The organism is Ruegeria sp. BJ5, assembly GCF_056537865.1.
Window position 1 is genome coordinate 1 of record NZ_JBQFSH010000007.1, and the last position, 24,718, is coordinate 24,718.

A 24,718-nucleotide genomic window follows, 5' to 3' on the forward strand; every position below is an offset into this window, starting at 1 on the left:
CCAGTCCGTCAGGCCGTCCATCCGACCAACCAACACCGCCTCAGCAGCGCCGGTGAAGGGCGTTCTAAGGATAACTACAAATCACCGCAAGCAGAAAATGACAGGAATTGGGAAAAAATCGCGAAAACAAAAATATTTGTTTACTTTCAGCATATTGAAGCCGCCGCATCTCCCCAGAACTCAGTTTTCTCTGGGGCCTCGCAGTGAGAAACCACTCACTGCCTGACTTGCCCACATGGTTACCCACAGGCCAGCACCCGAGTCACGCGGAATCGGCGCGCCGGGACGCCGAGTTGAATGCCGGTTTGGGCAGGCGCAGCAGCAACAGGGCAAGAATCACAAACAGGTAGATCAGGGGTTCGATCTGAAAGCCCTTCGCCAGCATGACGTAGTGCAGCCCTGCAAGAATGGCTGCCGGGTAGACCAGCTTGTGCAGGCGCCGCCAAGCCGCCCCCAGCCACCGGACCGAGGCATTGTTCGACGTGATCCCAAGCGGCAGCATCAGAACGAATGCCGCCATGCCAACTGTGATGTAGGGTCGCTTTATGATGTCTGCCCAGATTTGACTTGGGTCTTGCACGTCCAGAACCAGCCAAACCAAAAGGTGGCACGCCACATAGGACAGGGTTAAAATGCCGAAGGCCCGCCTGAACTTCATAAGGTTCAAGCCGGTAAGCCGCCTCAGCGGCGTGACCGCCAAGCCCAGGATCAACAACTGAAGCGCCAGTTCTCCATATTCATGTTCCAAAGCCTCGATCGGTTCGACCCCGAGGCCTCCGGTCATGCCTTGGTAGAACAACCAGGGCACCGGAACCAATCCGGCGATGTAGACCGCCCAGACAGGAACGCGGCGCAGTATTTGGTTCAGCTTGTGCATGGCATCAGTAGTATTCCCTGAGATCCATACCGTTATAAAGCCCTGCGACCTCTTCTTCGTAACCGTTGAACATCAGTGTTGGTTGTCGCTTGGCAAACAACCCGCCGCCGATGCGGCGTTCCGAGGCCTGAGACCACCGCGGATGATCCACGGTCGGGTTCACGTTGCTGTAGAACCCGTATTCACGCGGGTTGGCCATGTTCCAGCTGGTTGGCGGCTCTTCTTCGGTCAGGGTGATGCGTACAATCGATTTGATCGACTTGAAGCCATATTTCCACGGCACCACCAGCCGCAGCGGCGCGCCGTTCTGATTGGGGATCGGGCGGCCATAGATACCCGTCGCCATGATCGTCAGCGGGTGCAAGGCCTCGTCCAGCCGCAGGCCCTCGCGATAGGGCCAGTCCAGAACCGGGTAGGCAACGCCCGGCATCTCGTCGGGGCGCAGCGCGGTTTCGAAGGCCACGTATTTCGCCCCCGCCTGCACACCGGCCATGTTCAGCAGATCGGCCAGTTCGAACCCGTTCCAAGGCACGACCATCGACCAGGCCTCGACACAGCGGAATCGGTAAATGCGTTCTTCGATCGTCATTTCGGACAGGATGTCCTGGAAATCGTACTCTCCGGGGCGGTCAACCAACCCGTCGATCGTGACGCTCCATGGTTCGGTCTTGAGGGTATGGGCGTATTTCGCAGGGTCGTCCTTGCGGGTCCCGAACTCATAGTAGTTGTTGTAGGACGTGATCTCTTCCCACGTGTTCTGCTCCAGCGCATCTTCCGCACCTGCACGGCCCGCGATCATCGCCAGTCCCGATCCGGCGAGTCCTGCCATGATCTGTCGGCGGTTCAGGAACGCCGCCCGCGGGGTCGTATCGGCATGTGTCAGGGTGTTGATCCAGCGGTGCGCCATTCCGTTCTCCGTTCATTTACAAAATTCAGCCTTGAATTAGCCCCGTTTTAGCACCGGACCAACGCAACTTGCGTCACGATTGAGAGACGGGACTGTAACGAAGCCTGCGTTGCATTCCCGTCGCGCACAAACGAACACCTGTTTGGAACGGCATCAACGGGATGGAAGCTGCACACCCGATAAGGTATCGCCGAAACAACCAGAGACTGTGTGAAGGCCGCCCCGTGTTACTGACCAAAACCATTCCTTTGTCCCTTTCGATCCTGTGGCGCTTTGCGGTGACGTTCCCGATCCTGCTCATCGGCCTTTTTCTGTACGGTGCGTTGGGTGGCGTGATCGGGTTCGTCATCGGGTTGATCCTGCCCGGAACACTGTTCATCGCAACCTTCCTGATCAGCGCCTCATCCGGCGTGATCCCGATCATGGTCGGCGCCCGGTTCGGGTTCCAGTCGAAACTGATCCGACCCGGTGTGGGCTATCGCAAGCTGATCGTTCCCGCCATTACCTATGGCGTGGCGGAGTCTCTTGCGATCGGCCTGATCCTTGCGCCAGTGGTCGGGTTGGCCTTCGTTCAGGTCGCGCCGAATCTGGTTGATCTGACCAAGACCCCCGAAACACCGGCCCTGGACTGGCTGACCTCTGCCGGCGCGTCGGTTTCGGTGGCGGGCCTCGTCGTCACGGTTGCGGTATTCACGGTAGCCTCGGCTGCGCGGGCCAGTCTGCTGGTTCCCCTGGCTGCGGCAGCCTTGGGCAGCGACCCTGACGACCGACCCTATACGCCATTCCGCAATCTGGGTGCCTCCTTTTGGCCGCTGTTTGCTTTGGTGGCCATCAGCTATGTATCAATGATGGTGCTTTACGTCCTCGCCTTTCTGGCCGTGGCATTCCTGGCGGGGCTACCGACGTTGGCAACGTCCGTCACCGAAATCGAAGGCCTGTTCCGCGGTGGGGCCATCGAAAACCCGATCTGGCCTGCTGTGGCCTTGTTTCTCAGCTTTATCCTGGTCGGGCTTTGGGGGCTGAGCCTGCAATCCGCGGGCGCGGTATTGGCCTATCTGAAACTGCAGGACGGGCGCCCCAGCCGCCATATGGTGGATCCGGCCCAGCGCATGGCTCCGCTGGCACCGCCGCCATCGCCCGAGTCCGGTCCGCGCCTGAGTGCAGACGACTTGCGCGCATTGCGCAAAAGCCGTCAGAACCACGACTGATGGTGCACATGAAAAAGGCCCGCCATCTCTGGCGGGCCTTTCCTGTTTCAGCCAAGCCGCAGCTTAGTGGACCACGGCTTCGTCCGGGCGTGGGCGGTCGCTGGTACCCAACCGGTCGCCGATGATCAGACCATCGGGTCCGGCAGTTACCGGCACGGTGTCGCCATCTCGGATGTCGCCGGCCAGCAAAGCCTCGGCCAGCGGGTTCTGCAGGGCACGCTGGATCACGCGCTTGAGCGGACGGGCCCCGAAGACCGGATCGTAGCCTTCGTTGGCCAGCCACTCCTTGGCAGCATCGTCCAGCACAAGATCGATCTTGCGCCCGACAAGCCTCTTCCGCAGGCGGGACAGCTGGATGTCGACGATTGCATCCATGTCCGACCGCTGAAGCCGGTCGAAGATGATGGTCTCATCCAGGCGGTTCAGGAACTCGGGCCGGAAATGTGCCCGGACCGCGTCCATCACGTCGCGCTTGGCCTGCGCCGTGTCGGCCCCTTCGGGCAACTGGCTCAGCGCCTGCGACCCAAGGTTCGAGGTGAGCACGATCAGCGTCTGCTTGAAGTCGACCGTGCGGCCCTGGCCATCGGTCAGGACACCGTCATCCAGCACCTGCAACAGCACGTTGAACACGTCCGGATGCGCCTTTTCGACCTCGTCGAACAGAACCACCTGGTACGGCCGGCGACGGACGGCTTCGGTCAGAACGCCGCCTTCCTCATAGCCGACATAGCCCGGCGGAGCACCGATCAGGCGGGCGACGGCGTGTTTCTCCATGAACTCGGACATGTCGATCCGCACCATCGCGTGTTCGTCGTCGAACAGGTATTCGGCGACGGCCTTGGTCAGCTCGGTCTTACCCACACCAGTTGGGCCGAGGAACAGGAACGAGCCCAGTGGGCGGTTCTCGTCGTTCAGACCGGCCCGGGCCCGGCGAACGGCGTTGGCCACGGCGCGCACGGCCTCGTCCTGGCCGACCACGCGGGCATGCAGCGCTTCTTCCATGCGCAGCAGCTTTTCGCGCTCGCCTTCCAGCATCTTCGAGGTCGGGATACCCGTCCAGCGCTCGACCACGGCCGCGATCTGTTCGGGACGCACCGTTTCCTTGGCCATGACCGCGTTGCTTTCCTGGCTTTCGGCCTCGGCCAGCTTGCGCTCCAGCTCGGGGATCACGCCATAGGACAGCTCACCGGCCTTGGCCAGGTTGCCCTCGCGCTTGGCGATCTCCAGCTCGGCGCGCGCCTTGTCCAGCTGTTCCTTCAGCTCGCGGGCGCTGGCCAGCTTGTCACGCTCGGCCTGCCACTGGGCGGTCATCTCAGCGGATTTCTCCTTGAGCTCGGCCAGTTCCTTCTGCAAGGCCTCAAGCCGGTCTTTCGAAGCCGCGTCATCTTCAAGCTTCAGCGCTTCTTCCTCGATCTGGAGCTGCAGGATCTGGCGATCCAGTTGGTCCAGCTCTTCGGGCTTGCTGTCCACTTCCATGCGCAGACGCGAGGCGGCCTCGTCCACGAGGTCGATCGCCTTGTCGGGCAGGAAACGGTCGGTGATGTAGCGGTGCGACAGGGTCGCGGCCGACACCAGCGCCGAATCCGAGATGCGCACACCGTGGTGCAGCTCGTATTTTTCCTTGATGCCGCGCAGGATGCTGATCGTGTCCTCGACCGTGGGTTCCTGCACGAAGACGGGCTGGAACCGGCGGGCAAGGGCCGCGTCCTTCTCGACGTATTTGCGGTACTCGTCCAGCGTGGTGGCGCCGATGCAGTGCAGCTCGCCCCGCGCCAGCGCGGGCTTGATCAGGTTGGCCGCATCCATCGCACCGTCGGATTTGCCGGCCCCGACCAGCGTGTGCATCTCGTCGATGAACAGAACGATCTCGCCGGCGGCCGCGGTGACTTCGTTCAGAACGGCTTTCAGGCGTTCCTCGAACTCACCGCGGTATTTCGCACCGGCGATCAGGGCACCCATGTCCAGCGCCAGCAGCTTCTTGTCCTTCAGCGATTCCGGCACGTCGCCGTTCACGATGCGCAGAGCCAGACCTTCGGCGATGGCGGTCTTACCCACACCGGGCTCACCGATCAGAACCGGGTTGTTCTTGGTCCGGCGCGACAGCACCTGCATGGCGCGGCGGATTTCCTCGTCGCGGCCGATGATCGGGTCAATCTTGCCCTCTCGGGCGGCCTCGGTCAGGTCGCGGGCATATTTCTTCAGCGCGTCATAGCCCTCTTCGGCATTGGCGCTGTCGGCCGTACGGCCCTTGCGGATGTCATTGATCGCCTCGTTCAGCTTCTGGGCGGACACGGCACCGGCTTCCAGGGCCTCCTTGGCCTTGGATTTGACGATGCACAGCGCCATCAGCACGCGCTCGACCGGTACGAAGCTGTCGCCAGCCTTTTTGGCGATCTTCTCGGCCTCGTCCAGAACCTTGGCGGTCTGACCGTCCAGATAGACCTGGCCCGCGTCGCCGCTGACCTTCGGGATCTTGGCCAGGGCAACATCCAGCGCCTCGACCACGCGCTCGGGCGCGCCGCCCGCACGTTTGATCAGGTTGCTGGCCAGCCCCTGGTCATCATCCATCAGTGCTTTCAGAATATGTTCGGGAGCCAATCTCTGGTGTCCCTCGCGCAGCGCAATGCTTTGCGCCGCCTGCACGAAACCTCGTGCACGCTCGGTGAACTTGTTCAAGTCCATGGCATTCTCCTTTTCCAAGCGCCCGTTAGATTTGCGCCTGCTTGGCAGCACGCAGTGGTCCGGGCCTCATGGATCAATTTGGGAAATGTCCCCGCTGCTTCAAGAGGGTAGCGGGTGAAAAACGCTCAGCCGCGGGGAATCGTATAGACGGTATAGCCGCCGGTTTCGGCCACCTGCTGAGCATTCTGCATCTCGACAAGCGACTGCGCGGCAGCGCTGCCGGTGGGGCACGAGACAAGGTCGGCCGTGTGGTCAAGGAAATTGACGGTAAAGGCGGTTTCGCCGGTCAACTGGCACCAGTCATCTTCCGACCGATAGCCGCCGACCAGGTACAAATCGTCGTTGGTGGGCGGCGGTGCAGCGCCCGTCTCGGGCTGTGGAGGGGTGTCGTCACAAGCGGCGAGCGCGGCCACGGCGGCCAGCGGAAATAGGTGCTTCATGTTCTGTCCCTTTGGTGCAATTTTTGTTTCTGAATGGCGGCACCATAGCACAGTTAGACCACAGCGGGGAAACGAGGGTCTCCCCGCCCAGCCGTGGGGGTCAATCGCCTTCGATTTCCCGGATCAGCTTTTTTGCAACGTCGTCGCCCTGCTCGGCCGCAAGACGGTAATACTTCAACGCGCCTTCGATCTCGCCCGCCTCGTGCAGCAGCCGGCCAAACTTGCGCTGCGAGGCCATATGGCCAAGCTCGGCCGCCCTGCCCCAGAGGACAAACGCCGCCTGCGTGTCGTGGGGCACGCCGTCCCGCCCGTGATAGGTCAGCGACCCCAGATTATGCAGCGCCACGACGTCATCCTCTTCGGCGGCCTGGAAATAATACTCCACCGCCTTTTCGATATCCTTGGGATATCCGTTCTGGCCGGTTTCGTAGATCAAGCCCAAATGCACCGCGGCATCGACGTTCCCGTGATCGGCGGCCCGCTCCAGATAGTCGACCGCGCGGTCCATATCCTGTGCGACATGCGTGCCGTCGCGATGAAAGACGCCCAGGCGGACCATTGAGGGACCATACCCAAAGAACGCAGCCCGCTCATAATACTCGAGCGCCATGTCGATGTCGGGCGCGACACCATCCCCGTGCTCATAGCCGTATGCCACGTTGTGCATCCCCATGGACAGGCCGGCATCGGCGGCCGCCATGTACCACCCGAACGCCGTTTCATCGTTTTCGGGAACGATCTCACCCTCGTTATAGATCGAAGCGAGCGTGTTCATCGCCAGCCCGCTGCCTTCCATTGCCGCCAGCTCCGAAAACTCGAGCGCCATTTCCAGCTTGCCGCCTTTCATCAGCGCCCGGCCGAACGCGGCGACGACCTCGGCGTCGACATTCTGGTCTTTCAGCAGTAGATCGGCACAGATCGCCATCGCATTCTCGGCGTCCACATTCGCCCATTCCACCCCGTCGAAATAGGGCGACTGGCCCGGAGCAGCAGCGGCCATCAGGCACTCATATTCTCCGTCCGAATAGTCGGGCTCGTATGGCGGATCGTCGGGGTCCGGTTCCGGCCGGGTTCGCAGGTCGGTGACAAGCAGGCGTCGCGTCTCTTCTTTGGGGGCGCTGACCTCCTCCAGTTCAGGAGCGCCTTCATTGAATTCGGCCAGTTGCTCGCGTGCAAGTTGCGAGTAGATCGGGCACTCCGCGTAGACCTCGGCAAAGCTTTGGATGGCTGCCGCCGACCCGCTGTCCTTGACGTCCGCCCAGACCAGTCGGGCCTCGCCGCAATCCGTTTCACCGGCCCAGACAGCGCCCGCCCCGGCCAAAACAGCTGCCGAAGCCACCACACCCAACCGTATCATCCTGTAGTTCCCTGCGTCTTTTCTTGTCTGATTGCGCCACACGCTCTACAGAAGCGCCGATCCCGTCAAGCCTGAAAGGTCGAAACAATGCCCGAAACCCCGCCCCAAACCGCAGATGACCGCCTGATCGTCGCCCTCGACGTGCCCAACGCGCTGGAGGGGCTGAAAATGGCCGAGACGCTGGGCGACGCGGTATCGTTCTACAAGATCGGTCTGGGCATGCTGACCGGTGGCGGGTTGGCCTTGGCAAACGAGTTGAAGCAGGAGCACGGCAAGCGCATCTTTCTGGACATGAAGCTGTTCGACATCGGCAACACGGTGGAAAACGCGGTGCGGGGGCTGGCGCAGTTCGATCTGGATTTCCTCACCGTGCACGGAGACCCACATGTGGTGCGTGCTGCCAAGGAAGGCGCAGCAGGCAAGGATCTGAAGATCCTCGCGGTGACCATCCTGACCTCGCTGAACCGTGACGATCTGGATGCAGGTTTGATGAAGTCCGGCGACATGCAGGACATGGTTCTGGAACGCGCGACCCGCGCATTCGAGGCCGGCGCCGACGGCGTGATCGCCAGCCCGCAAGAGGCGACCCTGATCCGCGCCCTGCCCCAGGCCAACGGCCGGCTTATCGTCACCCCCGGCGTGCGGCCGTCCGGGTCGGACCTTGGCGATCAGAAACGCGTGGCGACACCCGCCGCCGCAATCAATGACGGGGCCGATCACATCGTGGTCGGGCGGCCGATTTATCAGGCCGCCGACCCCAAAGCTGCAGCCGATGCCGTTCTGGCCGAGTTGCGTTCGGTGTAACCTTTCGAGGACAAGTCGCGGCAAATCCCCGTTCCGGAAGCACGATTTGGCGCGCAAGCGGTTGACCTTGCGTCACTTTTAGCCGTGGCCGCGCCAAATTGCCTCTGTGCCCCAAAACACACATGAAAAACACGAGTTTTGGGACCTGCTTCGTAAGCCTATCGAAATCGACATTTTTGGGCGATTCTGATCAAGAGACACTCCCCAACGGGCTGCGTCTTCCTGAGGCCCGTTACCTCCCCCCGCGAAACTGCGGGGGGTCTTCTTGTCGGCCCCACCTTTTCGTTCAATCGCTTTGCGCTGCAGCGTGCGGTGTTGTACTTTTGGCACCTCGGCCAGACCGCTCATTCGCGGTGCCCGTGGAAAGGAAATGATGCCCGCTCTCTGTCGCGATTGCCTTGCCAGTCTTCACGACGAACGGCGCTGCCCCTCCTGCGGCAGCCCGCGGGTACTGCGACATCCAGAGCTGTTCGACCTGACCATCGCCCATATGGATTGCGACGCGTTCTATGCCTCGGTCGAAAAGCGCGACAACCCCGAACTTGCGGACAAGCCCGTGATCATTGGCGGGGGACGGCGTGGCGTGGTGTCAACGGCCTGCTATGTGGCGCGTATTCGCGGCGTGCGCTCGGCGATGCCAATGTTTCAGGCGCTGAAACTATGCCCCGATGCAGTGGTGATCAAACCGCGCATGTCCGTCTATGTCGAAGTCTCACGACAGATCCGCGCGATGATGGACGAACTGACACCGGATATCGAACCCCTGTCACTGGACGAGGCATTCATGGACCTGTCAGGCACCCGGCGGCTGCATGGCGCGCCGCCCGCGGTGATGCTGGCACGGCTGGTCAAACGCATGAAAGACGAACTGGGCCTGACCGGCTCGATAGGGCTGTCGCACAACAAGTTTCTGGCCAAGGTGGCGTCCGACCTGGACAAGCCGCGCGGGTTTTCCGTGATCGGCAAGGCGGAAACCGCCGAGTTTCTGAACGACAAGCCGGTGCGGTTGATCTGGGGCATCGGACCGGCTGCGCAGGAGTCACTGGAGCGGGCCGGCATACGCACATTCTCGGACTTGCTGCGATGGGATCAAGAGGCCCTCACGGCGCGCTTCGGCTCGATGGGCTATCGGCTGTGGCACCTGGCCAGAGGGCAGGACAAGCGGCGGGTTTCGGCCCACGAGCCGATGAAGTCGATCAGCAATGAAACAACTTTTTTCGAAGACACCGCCAACCCCGACATTCTGGACGGTCACCTTTGGCGCATGGCCGAAAAGGTGGCCGACCGTGCGAAGGCCAAGGGGCTGGCCGGGCGGGTCGTGACGCTGAAGCTCAAGAAGGCCAACCACAAACTGCTGACCCGCCGGGTCTCGTTGCGGGATGCGACACAGATGGCCGACCGCATCTACCGCACCGCCCGCGGGCTGTTCGATCAGGTCGGCGATCAGGGCCCCTATCGTCTGCTGGGCTGCGGATTGGCAGATCTGTGCGCCGAAGATCAGGCCGACATATCCGGCGACCTGCTGGACCCCGGGGCCACGCAACGCTCGAAAGCAGAGCGTGCGACCGACGAGATCCGGCGAAAATATGGAACTGATGCAATCGTGAAGGGCCGAGCGCTGCGGTGACTCTTCCTATTCTGCGGCCAGCCGTGCCGGCTGAGAACCAATTCGGGCGATATCCGCGATGACTTCTTCCAGAATATCCCTGAACGCCAGGAAATTGGCGTTGGGCTCGATCGTGTTCTCATTCATGTAGAGCGCCCGGTCGATCTCGATCTGAATCGCATGCTGATGACGGGCGGGCCGCCCGTAGGTCTGGGTCACGTACGCCCCTGCAAAGGGCGTGTTCCGGGCCACTGTCAGACCGGCGGACGAAAAGGCCGCTTCGATCTGATCAACAATGACGCCCGATGCCGAGGCACCAAACCGATCCCCCAGCACGATCTCGGGACGGCGCCCCTTGGGGTTCCCAGCCATGGCAACGGCCTCGTGCGGCATCGAGTGGCAGTCGATCAAAATGGCCTGTCCGAACATGTCGATCGATTCGGCCAAAAGAGACTTCAAGCGGGCGTGATAGGGGCGCCAATAAGTGTCGATGCGCAGGCGCGCTTCGTCCATCGTAAGCTTGCCGCTGTAGATTGCGCGACCGTTGGACACGACACGGGGGATCACACCCAACCCCGACACCACGCGCGGGTTGTGTCCCTGACGGCGCGCGCCGAGAATCAACGCAGGATCCAGTTCCTCGGCGCTGCGGTTGAGGTCAAGGAACGCGCGCGGCATCTGCGCCGCAATCAACGGTGCGCCATGGATCGAGGCCGAAGCGAACAGTTGATCGACAAAGGCGTCTTCGGAAGAGCGAATCACATTGCGGTTCAGAACCGAACGATCCAGAAAGCCCGGCAAATAGTTCCGGCCGCTATGTGGCGAAGAAAAAACAACGCTCGACGTGCGTTCTGCGGGCATTTCCAAAGCGTATGCGGCACTGTGCATGGCCTCTCCTTCTTTGCCGATAACATAGACCGGAAAATTGTTGGACCAAACCCCTTGAACCCCTTCGCGACTCCTTTTATAGACCCCTCCACCGGCGCGGAGATCCGCGCCCCGTTTCGTTATGGGGCAGGATACGCAAAGGGAAAGTGGGCGGTTAGCTCAGCGGTAGAGCACTTCGTTGACATCGAAGGGGTCACAAGTTCGATCCTTGTACCGCCCACCATCGTTTCACTGTTTCGGGTCTGACCCGGGGCACCCGCTAACCCAGGCGCTGGCCACGTCCTTGATGAAGGCGCCGCAGAATTGGAGAGAGACCATGAAGGTCAAGAACTCGCTCCGCTCGCTCAAGAACCGGCACCGCGACTGCCGGGTTGTGCGTCGCAAAGGCCGCGTCTATGTGATCAACAAGACGCAGCGCAAGTTCAAAGCTCGTCAGGGCTGAGAACGGCAAATCGCTGTTTCAAAGAACCGCGCCTCCGGGCGCGGTTTTTTTGTGCCGCGCGCTGAGACGGACCGTTCGTGTTAGGCTGTCCAAAACAGCCGGGAGCGCGAAACGAATGAAACACTCTTGCATCGACATACTGGTGGGCACCACCAAGGGTGCCTTCGTGATCATCGGAGACTCGGATCGCGCATCTTGGCGCGTTACGGGTCCGCATTGCGGCGGCTGGCCCATCAACCACGTCGTCGGAGATGACGAAACCGGGACACTCTGGGCCGGCGGCGGCGGCGACTGGCACGGAGCCGGAGTCTGGCGCTCCGAGGATGGGGGCCAGAGCTGGGAGGTCACCAAGCTCACACAGGGGCAGCAGGACGAGTGGGCCGCAAACGATCCCGACTTTGCCGAGTTGATCGGTTGGACCGGTGAAGCAGCACCGTTCGGCGACGAGTTCTCGCAGATCTGGTCGCTGCATTGTTCAGGCGGCGCATTGTACGCGGGAACAAAATCGGCGCGGCTGTTGGTCAGTTCGGATGCTGGGCAGACCTGGGAAACGGTCAATGGCCTGACCGATCACCCCTCGGCCGAAGAATGGTCACCGGGGGCCGCAGGCTTGGTGCTGCACACGATCGTTTCCGATCCAGACGATGCGGAAAAGCTTTGGGTGGGCATATCGGCGGCCGGAGTATTCGCCTCGGAAGACGGCGGCACTACGTGGGAGCGGCGCAACCGGCTGTCGAACGCCGAGAGTTGCGGCCAACACGACCATCCGGCCGCGCCGCGGGACGGTCAAATCGGTCATTGCGTGCACAACATGGTCCGGGCGCCCGGCAGCAAAGGGCTGCTGTATCAACAGAACCATCATGGTGTCTGGCGTTCGTCCGATGGCGGGCGCAGCTGGGACGATATTTCGGGCGGGTTGCCGTCGACCTTTGGATTCCCAATCCACGTCCATCCCCACGATCCCAATACGATCTGGACCTTCCCCCTGAATGGAGACAGCATCGGACGATACCCGCCAAATGCGGCGGCGGCGGTCTGGAAGTCGACCGATGGTGGTCAAAGCTGGACCGCTTGTCGCGAAGGGCTGCCGCAGACCAGCTGCTTTTTCACTGTTCTGCGCCAGGCGATGGCAGGAGATTGTTGCGACCCTGCGGGTGTCTATTTCGGAACCAACAGCGGCTCGGTGTTTGCAAGCGCCGACGAAGGCGAAACCTGGACCGAGATCGCCAGGCATTTGCCGACCATTTTGTCGGTCGAGACAATTCAACGCGTGCGCTAGCCATGCCTGTCCGGCGCACTTAAACACGCTGCGGCAAATTAGACCAAGTAATTTTGTCGGATTTTCTTGCATCCCACCCGGAATCGTTTAATTGAGCAAATCAGTCGGGAAATACCCCGCTCATGAGATTCGACAACCGGGACATCCACAGATGAAAACCACGAGCTTTATCGCCGCCGCACTGTCGGCCCTGATCGCCGGATCGGCCGCCGCTGAAGGCGAGCTGAACCTGTACTCCTCGCGCCATTACGACACCGACGAGCGTCTCTACACCGATTTCGAAGAAGCCACTGGCATCAAGATCAACCGCATCGAAGGCAAGGCCGACGAGCTGATCGCGCGGATGGAAGCCGAAGGCGCGAACTCGCCCGCCGACATCCTGCTGACCGTGGACACCTCGCGCCTGGCGCGGGCCAAGAACGCCGGCCTGCTGCAGGCGGTCGACAGCGACGTTCTGGAAGAGCGCATCCCCGCCAACCTGCAGGACGAAGACAACCAGTGGTTCGGCTTCTCGCAGCGCGCGCGCATCATCTTCTACGACAAGAATGACGTGACCAACCCGCCGGCCACCTACCTGGATCTGGCCGACCCTGAATACAAAGGGCTGGTTTGCATCCGGTCGTCCAGCAACACCTACAACCAGACCCTGCTGGCCTCGATCATCACCCATCATGGTGCCAAAAAGGCCAACGAATGGGCCGAGGGCGTCGTGGCCAACATGGCGCGTGAACCTCAGGGCGGCGACACCGATCAGCTGCGTGGAATCGTGTCCGGTGAATGCGAAATCGCCGTGTCGAACTCGTACTACTTTGCACGTGCCCTGCGCAAAGACGTCAAGGGCCTGTCGGACAGCGTCGACATGATCGGAATTCAATTCCCCGCGCAGGATGCCGAAGGCGCACACATGAACCTGTCGGGTGCGGGCGTCGCGGCCCATGCCCCGAACAAGGACAATGCGGTCAAGTTCCTGGAATACCTCGCCAGCGATCAGGCACAGGTCTACTTCTCGAACGGCAACGATGAATTCCCGGCCGTCCACGGTGTCGATCTGGCCGAGAACGTGGCCGCTCTGGGTGAATTCAAGGCCGATGAAGTGAACCTGTCTGAAGTCGCCAAGAACATCCCCGAGGCCCAGAAGATCTTCAACGAGGTTGGCTGGAAGTAAGCCGCCATCATATCGAGCAGTTGAAGGGGCGCAGCACAGGCGCCCCTTTTTATTTTATTTATTTCTGCTATATCTCTCATTAATGAAACTGTTTCTCGGATATGAGACATGCTAGACAACCTGTCCAGCCGCCTCGCCCGCCACCTGAGCGACCTGCGCCGCAGCCGGGGCTGGTCGCTTGAACAACTCGCTCAGGCCAGCGGGGTCAGCCGGGCCACCCTGTCGCGCATGGAGAAGGCCGAGGTCAGCCCGACGGCCGAGAATCTTGGCCGATTGTGCGCAGCCTACGGACTGCCGATGTCGCGCCTGTTGATGATGGTCGAGGACAGCTTCGACCCCAAGGTTCCTTACGAACGGCAGATCGAATGGCGCGACCCCGAAACCGGGTTCACGCGCCGGTCGGTGTCGCCCCCCTCGGCGGGGCTGACGGGCGAGGTTCTGGAATGTCACCTCCCACCCGGCACAACGATCACCTATGACGCACCGCCTCGTCCCGGGCAGGAACATCACTTGATCGTGCTGGATGGCGCATTGACCCTGACCGTTGATGGAACCTCCCATGCGCTGAACGGGGGTGATTGCCTGCGTTATCATCTGTCAGGCGCGACCCGCTTTGAAACCGAGGCGTCCCGCGGCGCCCGCTACATTCTGGTGCTGATATGATTACACGCCTGACCGAAACGACTTTTGACCAGGCGGTGGAGGATCTGGCGGATATCCTACATGGCTGCGTGCATACCGGCGCCAGCATAGGGTTCATTCTGCCGTTTTCCCGCGACGCCGCGCGCGCCTATTGGCAGGAGCGCGTGCGCCCGGGGCTGTCAGCCGGAGAGCTGGATCTTTTCGTGGCCTATGGCGACGGACGCATCCAAGGGACGGTTCAGCTGATTCCGGCCGCGATGCCCAACCAGCCACACCGCGCCGATGTGGCCAAGCTGCTGGTGCATCCCGACGCACGGCGGCGCGGGCTGGGCCGTGCCTTGATGGGCGCCCTGCAGGAGCGCGCCGTCGAACTTGGCCGAACCCTGTTGGTGCTGGACACGCGCAGCACAGACCCGTCGCGCATCCTGTACCAAAGCTTGGGATTCGAAACCGCCGGAGAGATTCCCGGCTATTGCCGCAACCCGTTCGAACCCGTGTTCGAACCCACCACCTACATGTACAAGGCGCTGGGCTAACGCAGCACCAGGTCGGCCGCGCCCGAGTTCTGCACCACGCGCCGGGCGTTGGGAATGTCATTGGCGAAGGCTCGGCGCTCGGCTTCGTCGCGCGGCAAGCCCAGCCCTATCCAACGGTCCAGCAACCGCGCCTCGAGCGTGGGCAACGGCACGTCCAAAAACACGGTCAGCGCCCACAGATCGCGCAGATCGCGCCACCCCGGTTCGTCCAGCAGGAGATAATTTCCCTCGACGATCACCACCTTCTGGTCGCGGGTCACGAACGAACAGGCGGCGATTGACTTGTCGAGCACGCGGTCGAACTCGGGCACGGCGACCTCGTCTTCGGCCTGAAGGCGGCGCAACAAGGCGTGAAAGCCCGGCAGGTCGAATGTCTCGGGCGCGCCCTTGCGCGGCAGCAGATCGCGTGCCGTAAGGATCTGGTTGTCATAGTGGAAACCATCCATCGACAGCAGCCCGGTCGGAATGCCGCGCCCCTGCAGCGCCTGTTGGGCAAGCGCGGCCACCGTGGATTTCCCCGCGCCCGGCGGCCCGGCCACGGCGACAAGCTGGCGCGCTTCGCCGCTCGCCAGCCCGGCTGCGGCGTCGGCGATCCGCTCGGCCAGCGCCTGTGGCGATGACCCTTCGGCCGTCATGCCGCGCGATCCTGTTCCGGGGGCTCTTTGGCACCCGTCATGAAGGCCACGGCATCGGACATGGTGTAGTCCTTAGGGTCGATCACGCAGAGCCTCTTGCCCAACCGATGCACATGGATGCGGTCGGCCACTTCGAACACATGGGGCATGTTGTGGCTGATCAGAATGATCGGAATGCCACGCGATTTCACGTCCTGGATCAGTTCCAGAACCCGCCGGCTTTCCTTGACGCCAAGCGCCGCGGTGGGTTCATCAAGGATGATGACTTTGGACCCGAACGCCGCGGCCCGGGCCACGGCCACACCCTGACGTTGTCCACCCGACAGGGTCTCGACCGCTTGGTTGATGTTCTGGATCGTCATCAGCCCCAGTTCGTTCAGCTTGTCGCGGGCGAACTTCTCCATAGCCGGACGGTCGAGCATCCGGAACACCGAACCCAACGGTCCCTTGCGCCGGATCTCGCGCCCCATGAACATGTTGTCGGTGATCGACAAGGCGGGCGACATGGCCAGCGTCTGATAGACCGTTTCAATCCCGGCTTCACGAGCGTCGATGGGCGAGTGGAAATCGACTTTGCGGCCTTCCAGCCATATCTGGCCCTCATCCGGGGCAACGGCACCGGAAACCGCCTTGATCAAGGTCGATTTGCCCGCGCCGTTGTCACCGATCACGGCCAGGATTTCGCCCGGCATCAGGTCGAAATCGCAATGATCCAGCGCCGTGACCTTGCCATACCGTTTGACCAGATTGCGCCCTTTGAGAATGGGTTCCATCACGCTGCTACCTTTCTGATCCACTGGTCCACGGCCACGGCGGCGATGATCAGCATACCGATAAGAAGGAAAGTCCACTGCGCATCCGCGCCCAACAACCGCAGTCCGAGGGTAAACACGCCAACGATCAGCGCCCCGAACAACGAACCCAGGATCGATCCGCGCCCCCCGAACAGAGAAATGCCTCCGATCACGACGGCGGTGATGCTTTCGATGTTGGCCAACTGCCCCGAGGTGGGCGAGACCGAGCCTATGCGCCCGATCAGCGCCCAGCCGGCAAAGGCGCAGATCAACCCCGACAGCATGTAGACCGACATCAACGTGCGATGCACGTTCACGCCCGACAGCTCGGCGGCCTCGGGGTCGTCGCCCACGGCATAGACATGGCGCCCCCACGCGGTATGCCGCAGCGCATAGGCCAGCACCAGGATCAGCACCAGCATGAAGATCACCCCGACCGTGAATACCGCCCCGCCGACATTGAACTTGGCGCCGAACAGCTGAAGGATCGGGGCGTTGGCCTCGATTTCCTGCGACCGGATGGTTTCGTTCTGTGAATACAGGAAGTTGGCGGCCAGAACGATCTGCCACATGCCCAGCGTCACGATGAAGGGCGGCAGCTTGACCCGGCTGACCAGGAACCCATTCACCGCGCCGATGGCGGTCCCGATGGCCAGACCGCACAGGATCGCCACCGTGGGCGGCAGCCCATAGCGGAAGGTGAACTGGCCCATCACCACCGAGGACATGACCATGATCGCGCCCACGCTCAGATCGATCCCGGCGGTCAGGATCACAAGACTCTGGGCGGCGGCGACGATGCCGACGATCTGTACCTGCTGCAGGATCAGGGTCAGTGCGAATGGCGAAAAGAACTTGGCGCCCAGCAAGGCGCCGAAAATCAGGATCGCCGCGACCAGAACGATCAGCGGCACCAGCGACGGGTTCACATGCAGAAAGTGTTGGACCGTCCCCATGAAACCGCGGTGGTGATCTTCGAATTCGGCAACTTGTTCCGGGCTGCCTTTGGCTGCGGCTTCGAAGTCGTCGGACTGTCTCGATGTGTCGGACATCAGTGAGGTTCCCCCATGCGTCAAGCTCCCGTCTTGGGGCGACTCTAGCAAAATCTCGGGTGAGGTCGTGGTTCAATTCAGGGGCCGCGCGCTGCGGCCCCTGAAGGGATCAGATCAGCCCCAGCAGAGGTCCATGCCCTCTTTGACCGAGATCGACTCGACGCCATCGGCCGGCTTGTCCGTCACCAGCGCAACACCGGTGTCATAGAAGTCCTTGCCGGGCGTGTTCTCGGGCTTCACGCCCTCGTCGGCCCATTTCTTGACCGCCTCGACGCCAAGCGACGCCATCAGCAGCGGGTATTGCTGCGAGGTTGCGCCGATCACACCGTCGGCCACGTTCTGCACACCGGGGCAGCCGCCGTCGACCGAAACGATCAGCACATCGTTTTCGCGGCCGATGGCCTTGAGCGCCTCATACGCACCGGCGGCAGCCGGTTCGTTGATCGTATAGACCACGTTGACCATCGGATCCTTGGCCAGAAGGTTCTCCATGGCCTTGCGGCCACCCTCTTCGTTCCCGGCGGTGACGTCATGGCCTACGATGCGCGGGTCGGTCTCGTCGCCCCATTTGTTCGGGTCGCCCAAGTCAATGCCGAAGCCCTGCAGGAATCCCTGGTCGCGCAGCACCCCGACCGAAGGCTGGCTGACTGCCAGATCCAGCATGGCGATCTTCGCGTTCTGGGCTTCGTCTCCCAGCGTGGCAGCGGCCCATTTGCCGATCAGCTCGCCCGCCAGAAAGTTGTCGGTTGCAAAAGTCGCATCCGCCGAGTCGATCGGTTCGAGCGGTGTATCCAGCGCGATGACCAGCACACCGGCGTCGCGCGCCTGCTGGACGGCCGGAACGATCGACGATGTATCGGATGCGGTCAACAGGATACCCTTGGCACCGTCCAGAATGCAGGTCTCGATCGCCTGCACCTGAGTTTCATGGTCACCGTCGATCTTGCCGGCGAACGCCTTGAGCGTCATGCCCAGCTCTTCGGCCTTGGCGGTGGCACCCTCTTTCATCTTCACGAAGAAGGGGTTGGTGTCGGTTTTGGTGATCAGGCAGACCGTGTCCTGCGCGGCGGCAGCGCCTGCCATGGCTGTAAAGGCCAGCGCGGTCGCGCCGGCAAATGCTGAAATCTTCAAGGCTTTTCCTCCCAATATCTCCGATACCCGATGGGCATCTAAGGAGGCCGGACGGATTTCTTCCGGCTCCCATATGAAAAACCATCCGGTGATTCTCGGGTTCTGTCAATAAATAAATCACTCTTATTTATTATTGACACTGAGTAGGCGCATCCACATTCTTGATCGTAGGAGGAGCGGCCCGTGCCCGAGGAACAATCAGCGCAGAGCAATCCGCCCGAGCGCGTTTCGACCGTGCGCGGGACGAACCAAAGTGGCATGCGCGCCCACAACGAACGACTGGTGTTGTCGCTGGTTCGCCGGCACCAGGCGCTCGCCAAATCGGAGCTGGCCCGCATGACCGGATTGTCGGCGCAGACTGTCTCGGTGATCATGCGCCAACTGGAAAGCGATGGGTTGCTGCTGCGGGGTGAGCCACAACGTGGCAAGGTTGGGCAACCCTCAGTGCCAATGCGCCTGAATCCGGATGGGGCCTATTTTCTGGGGCTGAAGGTCGGCCGCCGCAGCACCGAGCTTGTATTGACCGATTTCCTGGGCAAAGTACGGGATCGCGCGCGCGAGACCTATGATTATCCCACCCCCGATGCGACATTGGATTTCGCCACGGGCACATTGGACAGGATGATACACCAGATGCCGGCAGCATCGCGTGACCGGGTTGCCGGGTTGGGCATTGCGATGCCCTTCTATCTCTGGGACTGGGCGCAGACCCTGAATGTCCCACAAGAAAGGATGGATCCATGGCGCTCGGCCGATCTGCAGGCCAGTCTTTCCCAAGCGCGAAACATCCCCGTCTATTTGCAGAATGATGCCACCGCGGCTTGCGGGGCAGAGTTGGTGTTCGGACCATCCGAAAGACCGCGGAACTTTCTGTATTTTTACATGGGGTACTTCATTGGCGGGGGAGTCGTCCTGAACGGCGTCATTTTTTCCGGGCGCGGGAATGCAGGCGCCTTGGGTCCGTTGCCGGTTCCCGTCGGCTCGGGCGAAGTCAAACCCCTGATCGATGTCGCCAGCCTGTGCGTGCTTGAGCAGAAGCTTGTCGCCGCAGGGCTGGATCCCTTCCACATGTGGGAGACCCCGGACCATTGGGACATGCCGGACACGCTTCTCGAGGCATGGATGGACGAGGCCGCGAAAGGTCTGGCCTATGCAATCTTGTCTTCCTGCAGCCTGATCGACTTTGAAACGGTGAAAATCGATGGCTGGATGCCCGAGAGCGTTACCGCGCACTTGATCGAACGTGTTGAGACGCATCTCTCCCAGCTCAACTTCACCGGGCTCGAGCAGCCCTCGGTTCTGGCCGGGTCGGTGGGTCCGGACGCCCGCGCCCTGGGGGCAGCCAGCTTGCCTCTGTCGGACAGATATCTTGTCGAAACCTGAGCGACAGCCGCGGACCTACAAAAGTATTGGCGAGGTTTCGCCTGACGAACGATCACAAAGCCCCCGCCAACCCTTCCCCGTACAGCCGGTCTAAGATATTACAGGCACGGCGCCAGCACTGCTTGGCGGGCGGCAGGTACCACGTGTTCAGAATGAGGTTCTATCATTGAAACTGCGTCACCTTTTACCCGCCCTTATCGCATGGTCAGCCCTCCCCTTTGCGGCCAGTGCGCAATCATCTGACGCCGATGGCGCAGGGTTGTCACTGGAACTCAACGCGGCGCAGGATGTGGGGCAGGCCTGTCGGCTGTCATTTCTGATCACCAACGAAACCAGACAGGCGATCGACAAAGCCGTTTTCGAAACCGTGATCTTCGACACGCAGGGTTCGGTGATCAAACTGTCATTGTTCGATTTTCGGGATTTGCCGCAGGACCGCCCGCGTGTGCGCCAGTTCGACCTGCCTGACAGACCATGCGCAACGGTCGGGCGCGTTCTGATAAACGGAGCCAGTTCCTGCGTAACCGGCGGTTCCGAGAGTGATCTTTGCAATTCGGCCCTGTCGGTGACCAGCCGCTTGGAAATGGAGCTTTTGGGATGAACATCTTCAACGCGCTTGGCCAGATCCTTGCATTGGGCGGGCCAGTAGTGGCGATCCTTCTTGTGATGTCGATCCTGACCGTGGCGGTTTCGATCTACAAGCTCTGGCAGTTTGCGGCCTGTGGCGTCGGCCGCCATAGGGTGTTGTCCCAGGCATTGGCGGCCTGGGATGCCGGAGACCACGACACTGCGCGCGAGCGTCTGGCCGCCAGCAGCAGCTACCTTGCCCCGATCGTGGGTGCGGCAATGAGCGCCCCGGATACTGCTGGGCTGGACGAACGGCTGGACGCCGAAGCCGGCCTGGCGTTGGCCAGGCTCGAGCGTGGGTTCCGGCTTTTGGATACAGTCGCGCAGTTGGCCCCCTTGCTGGGGTTGTTCGGCACGGTTCTGGGCATGATCGAAGCGTTCCAAAGCCTGCAGACGGCCGGGGCCGGAGTGGATCCATCTTTGCTGGCTGGTGGGATCTGGGTTGCGCTGGTTACGACGGCGGTGGGTCTGGCGGTTGCGATGCCCACATCCATGGTCCTGTCCTGGTTCGAAAGCCGCACCGCGCGCGAGCGGGTGTTCGCAGACAAGGCCTTGCGCACGATTCTCGTACCGACCCAGGCGCTGCCTACAGCAACGACAAGCACCGCGTTTGTCGCCGCGCCGGGACATGCGTAACGCGGCCCCATTTGTTCGGCGCGCCATGTCGATGACACCGCTCATCGACGTGATTTTTCTGCTTTTGCTGTTCTTCATGCTAACGTCGACCTTTTCGACATTCGGAGAAATTCAACTCAGCAGCGCAGCCGCGGGCCCATCAGAGCCCAGCGCCCCGTCGGATCGCGCATTTGTGCAATTGGGGGCGAACCGCGTGGTGCTGAACGGAGCACCGCTCTCGCTGGATGAATTGGCACAGGCACTGCAGCCCGGGCAGGTGCTCGTCAGTCTTGACGGCGACGTCAACGCCCAACGGCTTGTTGACTTTCTGGTGAAATTGCGCGGCCTCGACGGTCTGTCGGTAACGGTTCTGGAGTGACCCCATGATCCGCCACGACCGCCCAAGCCGCAAGCGCGACTCGACCATCCCGTTGATCAACGTGGTCTTTCTGATGCTGATCTTCTTTTTGATCGCCGGAACCGTTGCTCAACCGTTGGACCCGGACTTGGAACTGGTCAACACATCCGATCTGGATGGCCGCGAACCACCCGATGCACTGGTTCTTCACGCTGACGGGACGCTCAGCTTTCGCGGGACTCCGACGGATCCGCAGACCTACATGACCGGCCGGGGGGAAGAACCCGTGCGGATCGTGCCTGACCGGAACGTTTCCGGGGCACGCCTGATCGAAGTCACCGGCGCCTTGCGCCGTCTCGGCGCCACCGCAGTCTTTGCGGTGACCGAACGGGCGCTCGAATGATCCGGGAATCTCTGTTTGTCGCGGCGCTGGCCGTTGTGCTTTCGGTGCTGCTCCACCTTTTCCTGCTGCTGCCAGCCGCGCGGGATTCTGCGGAACCTGCGACGGCCGGTTCGCAACCGGACACGGTTGCCTTGGGCAACGCGTTCGAGGATCTGGCGGAAACCGCGACCCCGCCCGAGCCGCCAACCCCCGCAGAAGAGCCCGAGCCCGATGTCGAACAGCCGACAGAGCCGGACCGGGCCGAAATACCCGTCAGCGAAACACTGGTCGCCTCGTCGGACCCGCAAAAGGTCAACTCGCCTGATATCGGACAAACCAACCCGGTGCAGCCTGATCAGCCCGTTCCGGAAATAGTTGAGCCGGCGGACTCGGCCGAAAGTGATCGGCAGGCCGCCGATGAGGTGGATGAAACACCCCCCGTCCAAGCCGAAACGCAGTCCGCAGCGGCGCCCGAAGCACCGGTCGAACCCATAGAGGACCCGGTTTCGGAACCAGAGCAACTGGCAGCCCTGCCGGCCCCCTCGCCGATCCCGGACCCCTCAGTGCCGGCGGAGGAGCAGCAACCGGTCGAAAGCGACACCGAAGACGGCGTCTCGGATCTGGCGGTTGCAACATCGATCCGCCCGCGCCTTCCGGACCGGCCCCCTGCTCCGGCCCCTGTACCCGACCAAAGGGCCAGCCGGCTGGACAGTTTTGACAACCTGCGATTTCCCAACAAGCAGATCGACTCGCCGCTGACGACCTATCGCCGACAGGGGGTCGATTCCTTCAGCCGAGGAGGCAACTCCAATCAGTCCGGCGGTCGAGGCCCGGGAAACTCGAATGTCACCAATTACGCCGGGCAGGTTCTTGTCCACCTCAACAGAACTCCGCCGGTCTATGTCTCGGTTCGCGGCTTTGCCAAAGTTTTCTTTGAAATCAACCCGGACGGAACACTGGCCTGGGTCGATATTATCGACAGTTCTGGCTCGACCGAGGTCGACAGGGCCGCCAAGGAACAGGTCCGCCGCGCATCGCCCTTCCCGAAACCTCCGGGCGGGGTCAGCCGGAAGCTGTCGTTCTACTTTCAGAACGGCTAATCGGGCCTTTGCTGCGCTGGCCCGAAGCAACTGGACGCAATCAGTCAGTCCAATGATCTTTCCCACGGAGGCTTCACGCCGATCTCGGTGATCAGAAAATCCATGAAGACCCGCACCTTTGGCGACAATACGTTCGACTTGGGATAGATCAGCCAAAGCACGTTGTCTTCCGCCGCCTCATATTCGGGAAGGACATGACGCAACTTGCCCGAGGCAAGCTCCTCCTGAACGCTCCACAGTGAGTTCATCGAGATCCCCGCCCCTGCCACGGTGGCCAGCTTCTGGCTGAGACCGTCATCCATGATCAATGGACATTTCGTGGCTCCGGGATCGAAACTTGCGACAGCTCCCCGGGCAGTTTTCAGCGCCCGGGCCCGGGTGTGGCGAAATGCAATCAGCCGATGATGCGCCAGATCATCCGGCGTCTCGGGCTCTCCGTGGGCCGACAGGTAATCTGGTGCCGAGCAGAGGATGCGTTTGTCATCCGCCAGCTTGCGCCCCTTGAGGCTGGTATCGATCAGCGGTGCGTTCCGCAAAGCAAGATCATAGCTGCCTTCGATCAGATCAAACTGAGCATCCGACAGACGCAGGTCCAGGGTCACACCCGGATGCTGTTCCTGAAACTTTGCAAGGATTGGAGCAATGTAGAGCTGGGCAAATGTGCTGGGCGCAGTAAACCGCAAAGTGCCGGTGGCTTGGGCCGACCCCTGCCCCAAAGCGGCCAAGGCCGCATTCTCCTGCGCCAGAATTTCGCGCGCATAAGGTAGAAACTCGGCGCCCTCCAGAGACAGCGATACTTTCCGGGTCGAGCGGTGCAGCAACTCGACACCCAACTGATGCTCCAGCTTGGCAAGTCGGGCGCTCGAGACTGCGGGCACCAACCCCAGTTCGCGCCCGGCGGCCGATATGTTCAGCTTGTCCGCTGCAAGCACGAAAAGCCGAAGCGCTTGTGTGTCCATTAGCTTATTATACGCAAAATCCGAAAACTGAAACCTGATATCCGCCGTTTCATCGGATTCTGCAAGTGATATTTCTGGCTCCACGGAAGACAAACCAAATGGAGCCACAAATGTCCGTTCGCCCGAACGTTCAGTCTCAGATCCTCGAAGCCTTCAATTTCCGGCACGCGACAAAGGTCTTTGATCCCGACCGCAAGATCAGCAACGCCGATTTCGAAACCATTCTTGAAGCTGGCCGCCTGTCGCCCACCTCTTTCGGGCACGAGCCATTCAAGATTCTTGTCATCCAATCGCCCGACAAACGGGAGCTTTTGCGCGAGTTTTCCTGGGGCGCCAATGGCATGATGAACGGCAGCTCCGGCCAGCTGGGGACAGCCAGCCACTTTGGCATCATTCTGGCCAGCACTGCGGCAACCATGACCGCTGGGTCTGATTATCTGCAGGACCACTATCGCAAGGTCAAACAACTGCCCGAGGACGTCATCGAATTGTTCAACGGCGCGTATGGCAAATTCCAGTCAACCGACCATCGCATCACCACTGAACGCGAGATCACCGACTGGTCCGGCAAACAGGCCTATATCGTTCTGGCCAACATGATGACGACCGCTGCTTTGATGGGTATCGATTCCTGCCCCATCGAAGGGTTTGACATGCAACTCACCACCCAGACTCTGGCCGAGCATTTCGGGGTGGATACCTCGAAATGGAAACCCGCGGTGATGTTCGCCTTTGGGTATCGCGCCAGCGATCCGCAATTCCCCAAGACCCGCCGCCCGATGGCCGAAACCGTGAACTGGTTCTGAGCCGACTTCGATAAAGCCAGGGGCTGCGTCATCCGCAATTCAG

At 61.5% G+C, this 24,718-nt stretch carries 27 protein-coding genes and 1 tRNA gene; 17 read left to right on the forward strand and 11 right to left on the reverse strand.

Going from position 1 to position 24,718, the window contains the following annotated elements:
* Positions 1-207, forward strand: a 207-nt coding sequence (locus ACR0NY_RS18290) for a hypothetical protein (RefSeq protein ID WP_480656828.1), incomplete at its 5' end; no start/stop codon positions are given.
* 55 nt (positions 208-262) lie between these two features.
* Here the strand turns inward: ACR0NY_RS18290 and msrQ are convergent.
* Both msrQ and msrP read right to left on the reverse strand, forming a co-directional pair.
* Positions 263-877 (reverse strand): protein-methionine-sulfoxide reductase heme-binding subunit MsrQ, encoded by a 615-nt coding sequence (gene msrQ / locus ACR0NY_RS18295; RefSeq protein ID WP_170370155.1) that lies wholly within the window; start codon positions 875-877, stop codon positions 263-265.
* A 4-nt stretch (positions 878-881) separates the two neighbouring features.
* Positions 882-1,784: a protein-methionine-sulfoxide reductase catalytic subunit MsrP gene (gene msrP / locus ACR0NY_RS18300; protein WP_170342862.1), complete on the reverse strand. Its 903-nt coding sequence runs from the start codon at positions 1,782-1,784 to the stop codon at positions 882-884.
* Between the two features lie 224 nt (positions 1,785-2,008).
* Between msrP and ACR0NY_RS18305 the strand changes: the two genes are divergently transcribed.
* Positions 2,009-2,992, forward strand: a complete 984-nt coding sequence (locus ACR0NY_RS18305) for a hypothetical protein (protein ID WP_170370157.1) — start codon at positions 2,009-2,011, stop codon at positions 2,990-2,992.
* Positions 2,993-3,055: 63 nt separating this feature from the next.
* On the opposite strand, the gene clpB is transcribed toward ACR0NY_RS18305, so the two are convergent.
* From clpB to ACR0NY_RS18320, 3 genes are all read right to left on the reverse strand, one after another.
* Complete coding sequence (clpB, locus tag ACR0NY_RS18310) at positions 3,056-5,674, reverse strand: ATP-dependent chaperone ClpB (protein ID WP_170370159.1); 2,619 nt, start codon at positions 5,672-5,674, stop codon at positions 3,056-3,058.
* 125 nt (positions 5,675-5,799) lie between these two features.
* Positions 5,800-6,114 carry a hypothetical protein gene (locus ACR0NY_RS18315; RefSeq protein ID WP_093965477.1) on the reverse strand — a complete coding sequence of 105 codons (315 nt, stop codon included), beginning with the start codon at positions 6,112-6,114 and terminating at the stop codon, positions 5,800-5,802.
* 100 nt (positions 6,115-6,214) lie between these two features.
* On the reverse strand, positions 6,215-7,471 hold the full coding sequence (locus ACR0NY_RS18320; protein ID WP_170370161.1) for a tetratricopeptide repeat protein: 1,257 nt from the start codon (positions 7,469-7,471) through the stop codon (positions 6,215-6,217).
* Between the two features lie 87 nt (positions 7,472-7,558).
* Here ACR0NY_RS18320 and pyrF point away from each other — a divergent pair, with 87 nt between their 5' ends.
* Together pyrF and ACR0NY_RS18330 are read left to right on the forward strand one after the other, a co-directional pair.
* Positions 7,559-8,275 (forward strand): orotidine-5'-phosphate decarboxylase, encoded by a 717-nt coding sequence (gene pyrF, locus ACR0NY_RS18325; protein WP_170370163.1) that lies wholly within the window; start codon positions 7,559-7,561, stop codon positions 8,273-8,275.
* Positions 8,276-8,648: 373 nt separating this feature from the next.
* On the forward strand, positions 8,649-9,902 hold the full coding sequence (locus ACR0NY_RS18330) for a DNA polymerase IV (RefSeq protein WP_170370165.1): 1,254 nt from the start codon (positions 8,649-8,651) through the stop codon (positions 9,900-9,902).
* Positions 9,903-9,908: 6 nt separating this feature from the next.
* Here ACR0NY_RS18330 and ACR0NY_RS18335 read toward each other — a convergent pair whose 3' ends face one another.
* Positions 9,909-10,769 (reverse strand): N-formylglutamate amidohydrolase, encoded by an 861-nt coding sequence (locus ACR0NY_RS18335; protein WP_170370167.1) that lies wholly within the window; start codon positions 10,767-10,769, stop codon positions 9,909-9,911.
* Positions 10,770-10,917: 148 nt separating this feature from the next.
* On the opposite strand from ACR0NY_RS18335, the gene ACR0NY_RS18340 reads away from it, so the two are divergent.
* From ACR0NY_RS18340 to ACR0NY_RS18365, 6 genes are all read left to right on the forward strand, one after another.
* A tRNA-Val gene (locus ACR0NY_RS18340) sits at positions 10,918-10,992 on the forward strand.
* Positions 10,993-11,085: 93 nt separating this feature from the next.
* Positions 11,086-11,211: a type B 50S ribosomal protein L36 gene (ykgO, locus tag ACR0NY_RS18345; protein WP_005648635.1), complete on the forward strand. Its 126-nt coding sequence runs from the start codon at positions 11,086-11,088 to the stop codon at positions 11,209-11,211.
* A 115-nt stretch (positions 11,212-11,326) separates the two neighbouring features.
* Positions 11,327-12,490, forward strand: a complete 1,164-nt coding sequence (locus ACR0NY_RS18350; RefSeq protein WP_170370169.1) for a WD40/YVTN/BNR-like repeat-containing protein — start codon at positions 11,327-11,329, stop codon at positions 12,488-12,490.
* Positions 12,491-12,641: 151 nt separating this feature from the next.
* The gene (locus ACR0NY_RS18355) at positions 12,642-13,655 is read left to right on the forward strand and encodes a Fe(3+) ABC transporter substrate-binding protein (protein WP_170342878.1); all 1,014 of its coding nucleotides are present in this window, start codon (positions 12,642-12,644) and stop codon (positions 13,653-13,655) included.
* A 108-nt stretch (positions 13,656-13,763) separates the two neighbouring features.
* Positions 13,764-14,318 carry a helix-turn-helix domain-containing protein gene (locus ACR0NY_RS18360; RefSeq protein ID WP_170342880.1) on the forward strand — a complete coding sequence of 185 codons (555 nt, stop codon included), beginning with the start codon at positions 13,764-13,766 and terminating at the stop codon, positions 14,316-14,318.
* Entirely contained in the window at positions 14,315-14,833 is a 519-nt protein-coding gene (locus ACR0NY_RS18365; RefSeq protein ID WP_170342882.1) for a GNAT family N-acetyltransferase, read from the forward strand. Before ACR0NY_RS18360 ends, ACR0NY_RS18365 begins: the two co-directional genes overlap by 4 nt.
* On the opposite strand, the gene ACR0NY_RS18370 is transcribed toward ACR0NY_RS18365, so the two are convergent.
* From ACR0NY_RS18370 to ACR0NY_RS18385, 4 genes are all read right to left on the reverse strand, one after another.
* Complete coding sequence (locus ACR0NY_RS18370) at positions 14,830-15,468, reverse strand: AAA family ATPase (protein ID WP_170370170.1); 639 nt, start codon at positions 15,466-15,468, stop codon at positions 14,830-14,832. The two genes, ACR0NY_RS18365 and ACR0NY_RS18370, sit on opposite strands and share 4 nt — an antisense overlap.
* On the reverse strand, positions 15,465-16,241 hold the full coding sequence (locus tag ACR0NY_RS18375; RefSeq protein WP_170370172.1) for an ATP-binding cassette domain-containing protein: 777 nt from the start codon (positions 16,239-16,241) through the stop codon (positions 15,465-15,467). Before ACR0NY_RS18375 ends, ACR0NY_RS18370 begins: the two co-directional genes overlap by 4 nt.
* A complete protein-coding gene (locus ACR0NY_RS18380) occupies positions 16,241-17,314 on the reverse strand; it encodes an ABC transporter permease (protein WP_093965462.1) in 1,074 nt (357 codons plus the stop codon). The genes ACR0NY_RS18375 and ACR0NY_RS18380 overlap by 1 nt, the downstream gene beginning before the upstream one ends.
* Positions 17,315-17,428: 114 nt before the next feature.
* The gene (locus ACR0NY_RS18385) at positions 17,429-18,397 is read right to left on the reverse strand and encodes a sugar ABC transporter substrate-binding protein (protein ID WP_093965461.1); all 969 of its coding nucleotides are present in this window, start codon (positions 18,395-18,397) and stop codon (positions 17,429-17,431) included.
* Between the two features lie 306 nt (positions 18,398-18,703).
* Here ACR0NY_RS18385 and ACR0NY_RS18390 point away from each other — a divergent pair, with 306 nt between their 5' ends.
* The 6 genes from ACR0NY_RS18390 (at position 18,704) to ACR0NY_RS18415 (ending at position 22,910) form a co-directional block, all read left to right on the forward strand.
* Positions 18,704-19,828, forward strand: a complete 1,125-nt coding sequence (locus tag ACR0NY_RS18390) for an ROK family transcriptional regulator (RefSeq protein WP_170370231.1) — start codon at positions 18,704-18,706, stop codon at positions 19,826-19,828.
* 259 nt (positions 19,829-20,087) lie between these two features.
* Positions 20,088-20,429, forward strand: coding sequence for a hypothetical protein (locus ACR0NY_RS18395; protein WP_254430028.1), 342 nt, complete (start codon positions 20,088-20,090; stop codon positions 20,427-20,429).
* Positions 20,426-21,091, forward strand: a complete 666-nt coding sequence (locus ACR0NY_RS18400; RefSeq protein WP_170370176.1) for a MotA/TolQ/ExbB proton channel family protein — start codon at positions 20,426-20,428, stop codon at positions 21,089-21,091. The genes ACR0NY_RS18395 and ACR0NY_RS18400 overlap by 4 nt, the downstream gene beginning before the upstream one ends.
* Before the next feature lie 31 nt (positions 21,092-21,122).
* Complete coding sequence (locus ACR0NY_RS18405; RefSeq protein WP_170343537.1) at positions 21,123-21,449, forward strand: ExbD/TolR family protein; 327 nt, start codon at positions 21,123-21,125, stop codon at positions 21,447-21,449.
* Positions 21,450-21,453: 4 nt separating this feature from the next.
* Positions 21,454-21,831 carry an ExbD/TolR family protein gene (locus tag ACR0NY_RS18410; RefSeq protein WP_170343511.1) on the forward strand — a complete coding sequence of 126 codons (378 nt, stop codon included), beginning with the start codon at positions 21,454-21,456 and terminating at the stop codon, positions 21,829-21,831.
* The gene (locus tag ACR0NY_RS18415) at positions 21,828-22,910 is read left to right on the forward strand and encodes an energy transducer TonB family protein (protein ID WP_170343510.1); all 1,083 of its coding nucleotides are present in this window, start codon (positions 21,828-21,830) and stop codon (positions 22,908-22,910) included. Before ACR0NY_RS18410 ends, ACR0NY_RS18415 begins: the two co-directional genes overlap by 4 nt.
* A gap of 44 nt (positions 22,911-22,954) precedes the next feature.
* On the opposite strand, the gene ACR0NY_RS18420 is transcribed toward ACR0NY_RS18415, so the two are convergent.
* Entirely contained in the window at positions 22,955-23,869 is a 915-nt protein-coding gene (locus ACR0NY_RS18420) for a LysR family transcriptional regulator (RefSeq protein ID WP_170370178.1), read from the reverse strand.
* Between the two features lie 110 nt (positions 23,870-23,979).
* On the opposite strand from ACR0NY_RS18420, the gene ACR0NY_RS18425 reads away from it, so the two are divergent.
* Positions 23,980-24,675, forward strand: coding sequence for an NAD(P)H-dependent oxidoreductase (locus ACR0NY_RS18425; protein ID WP_170370180.1), 696 nt, complete (start codon positions 23,980-23,982; stop codon positions 24,673-24,675).
* The last annotated feature ends 43 nt before the right edge of the window (positions 24,676-24,718 follow it).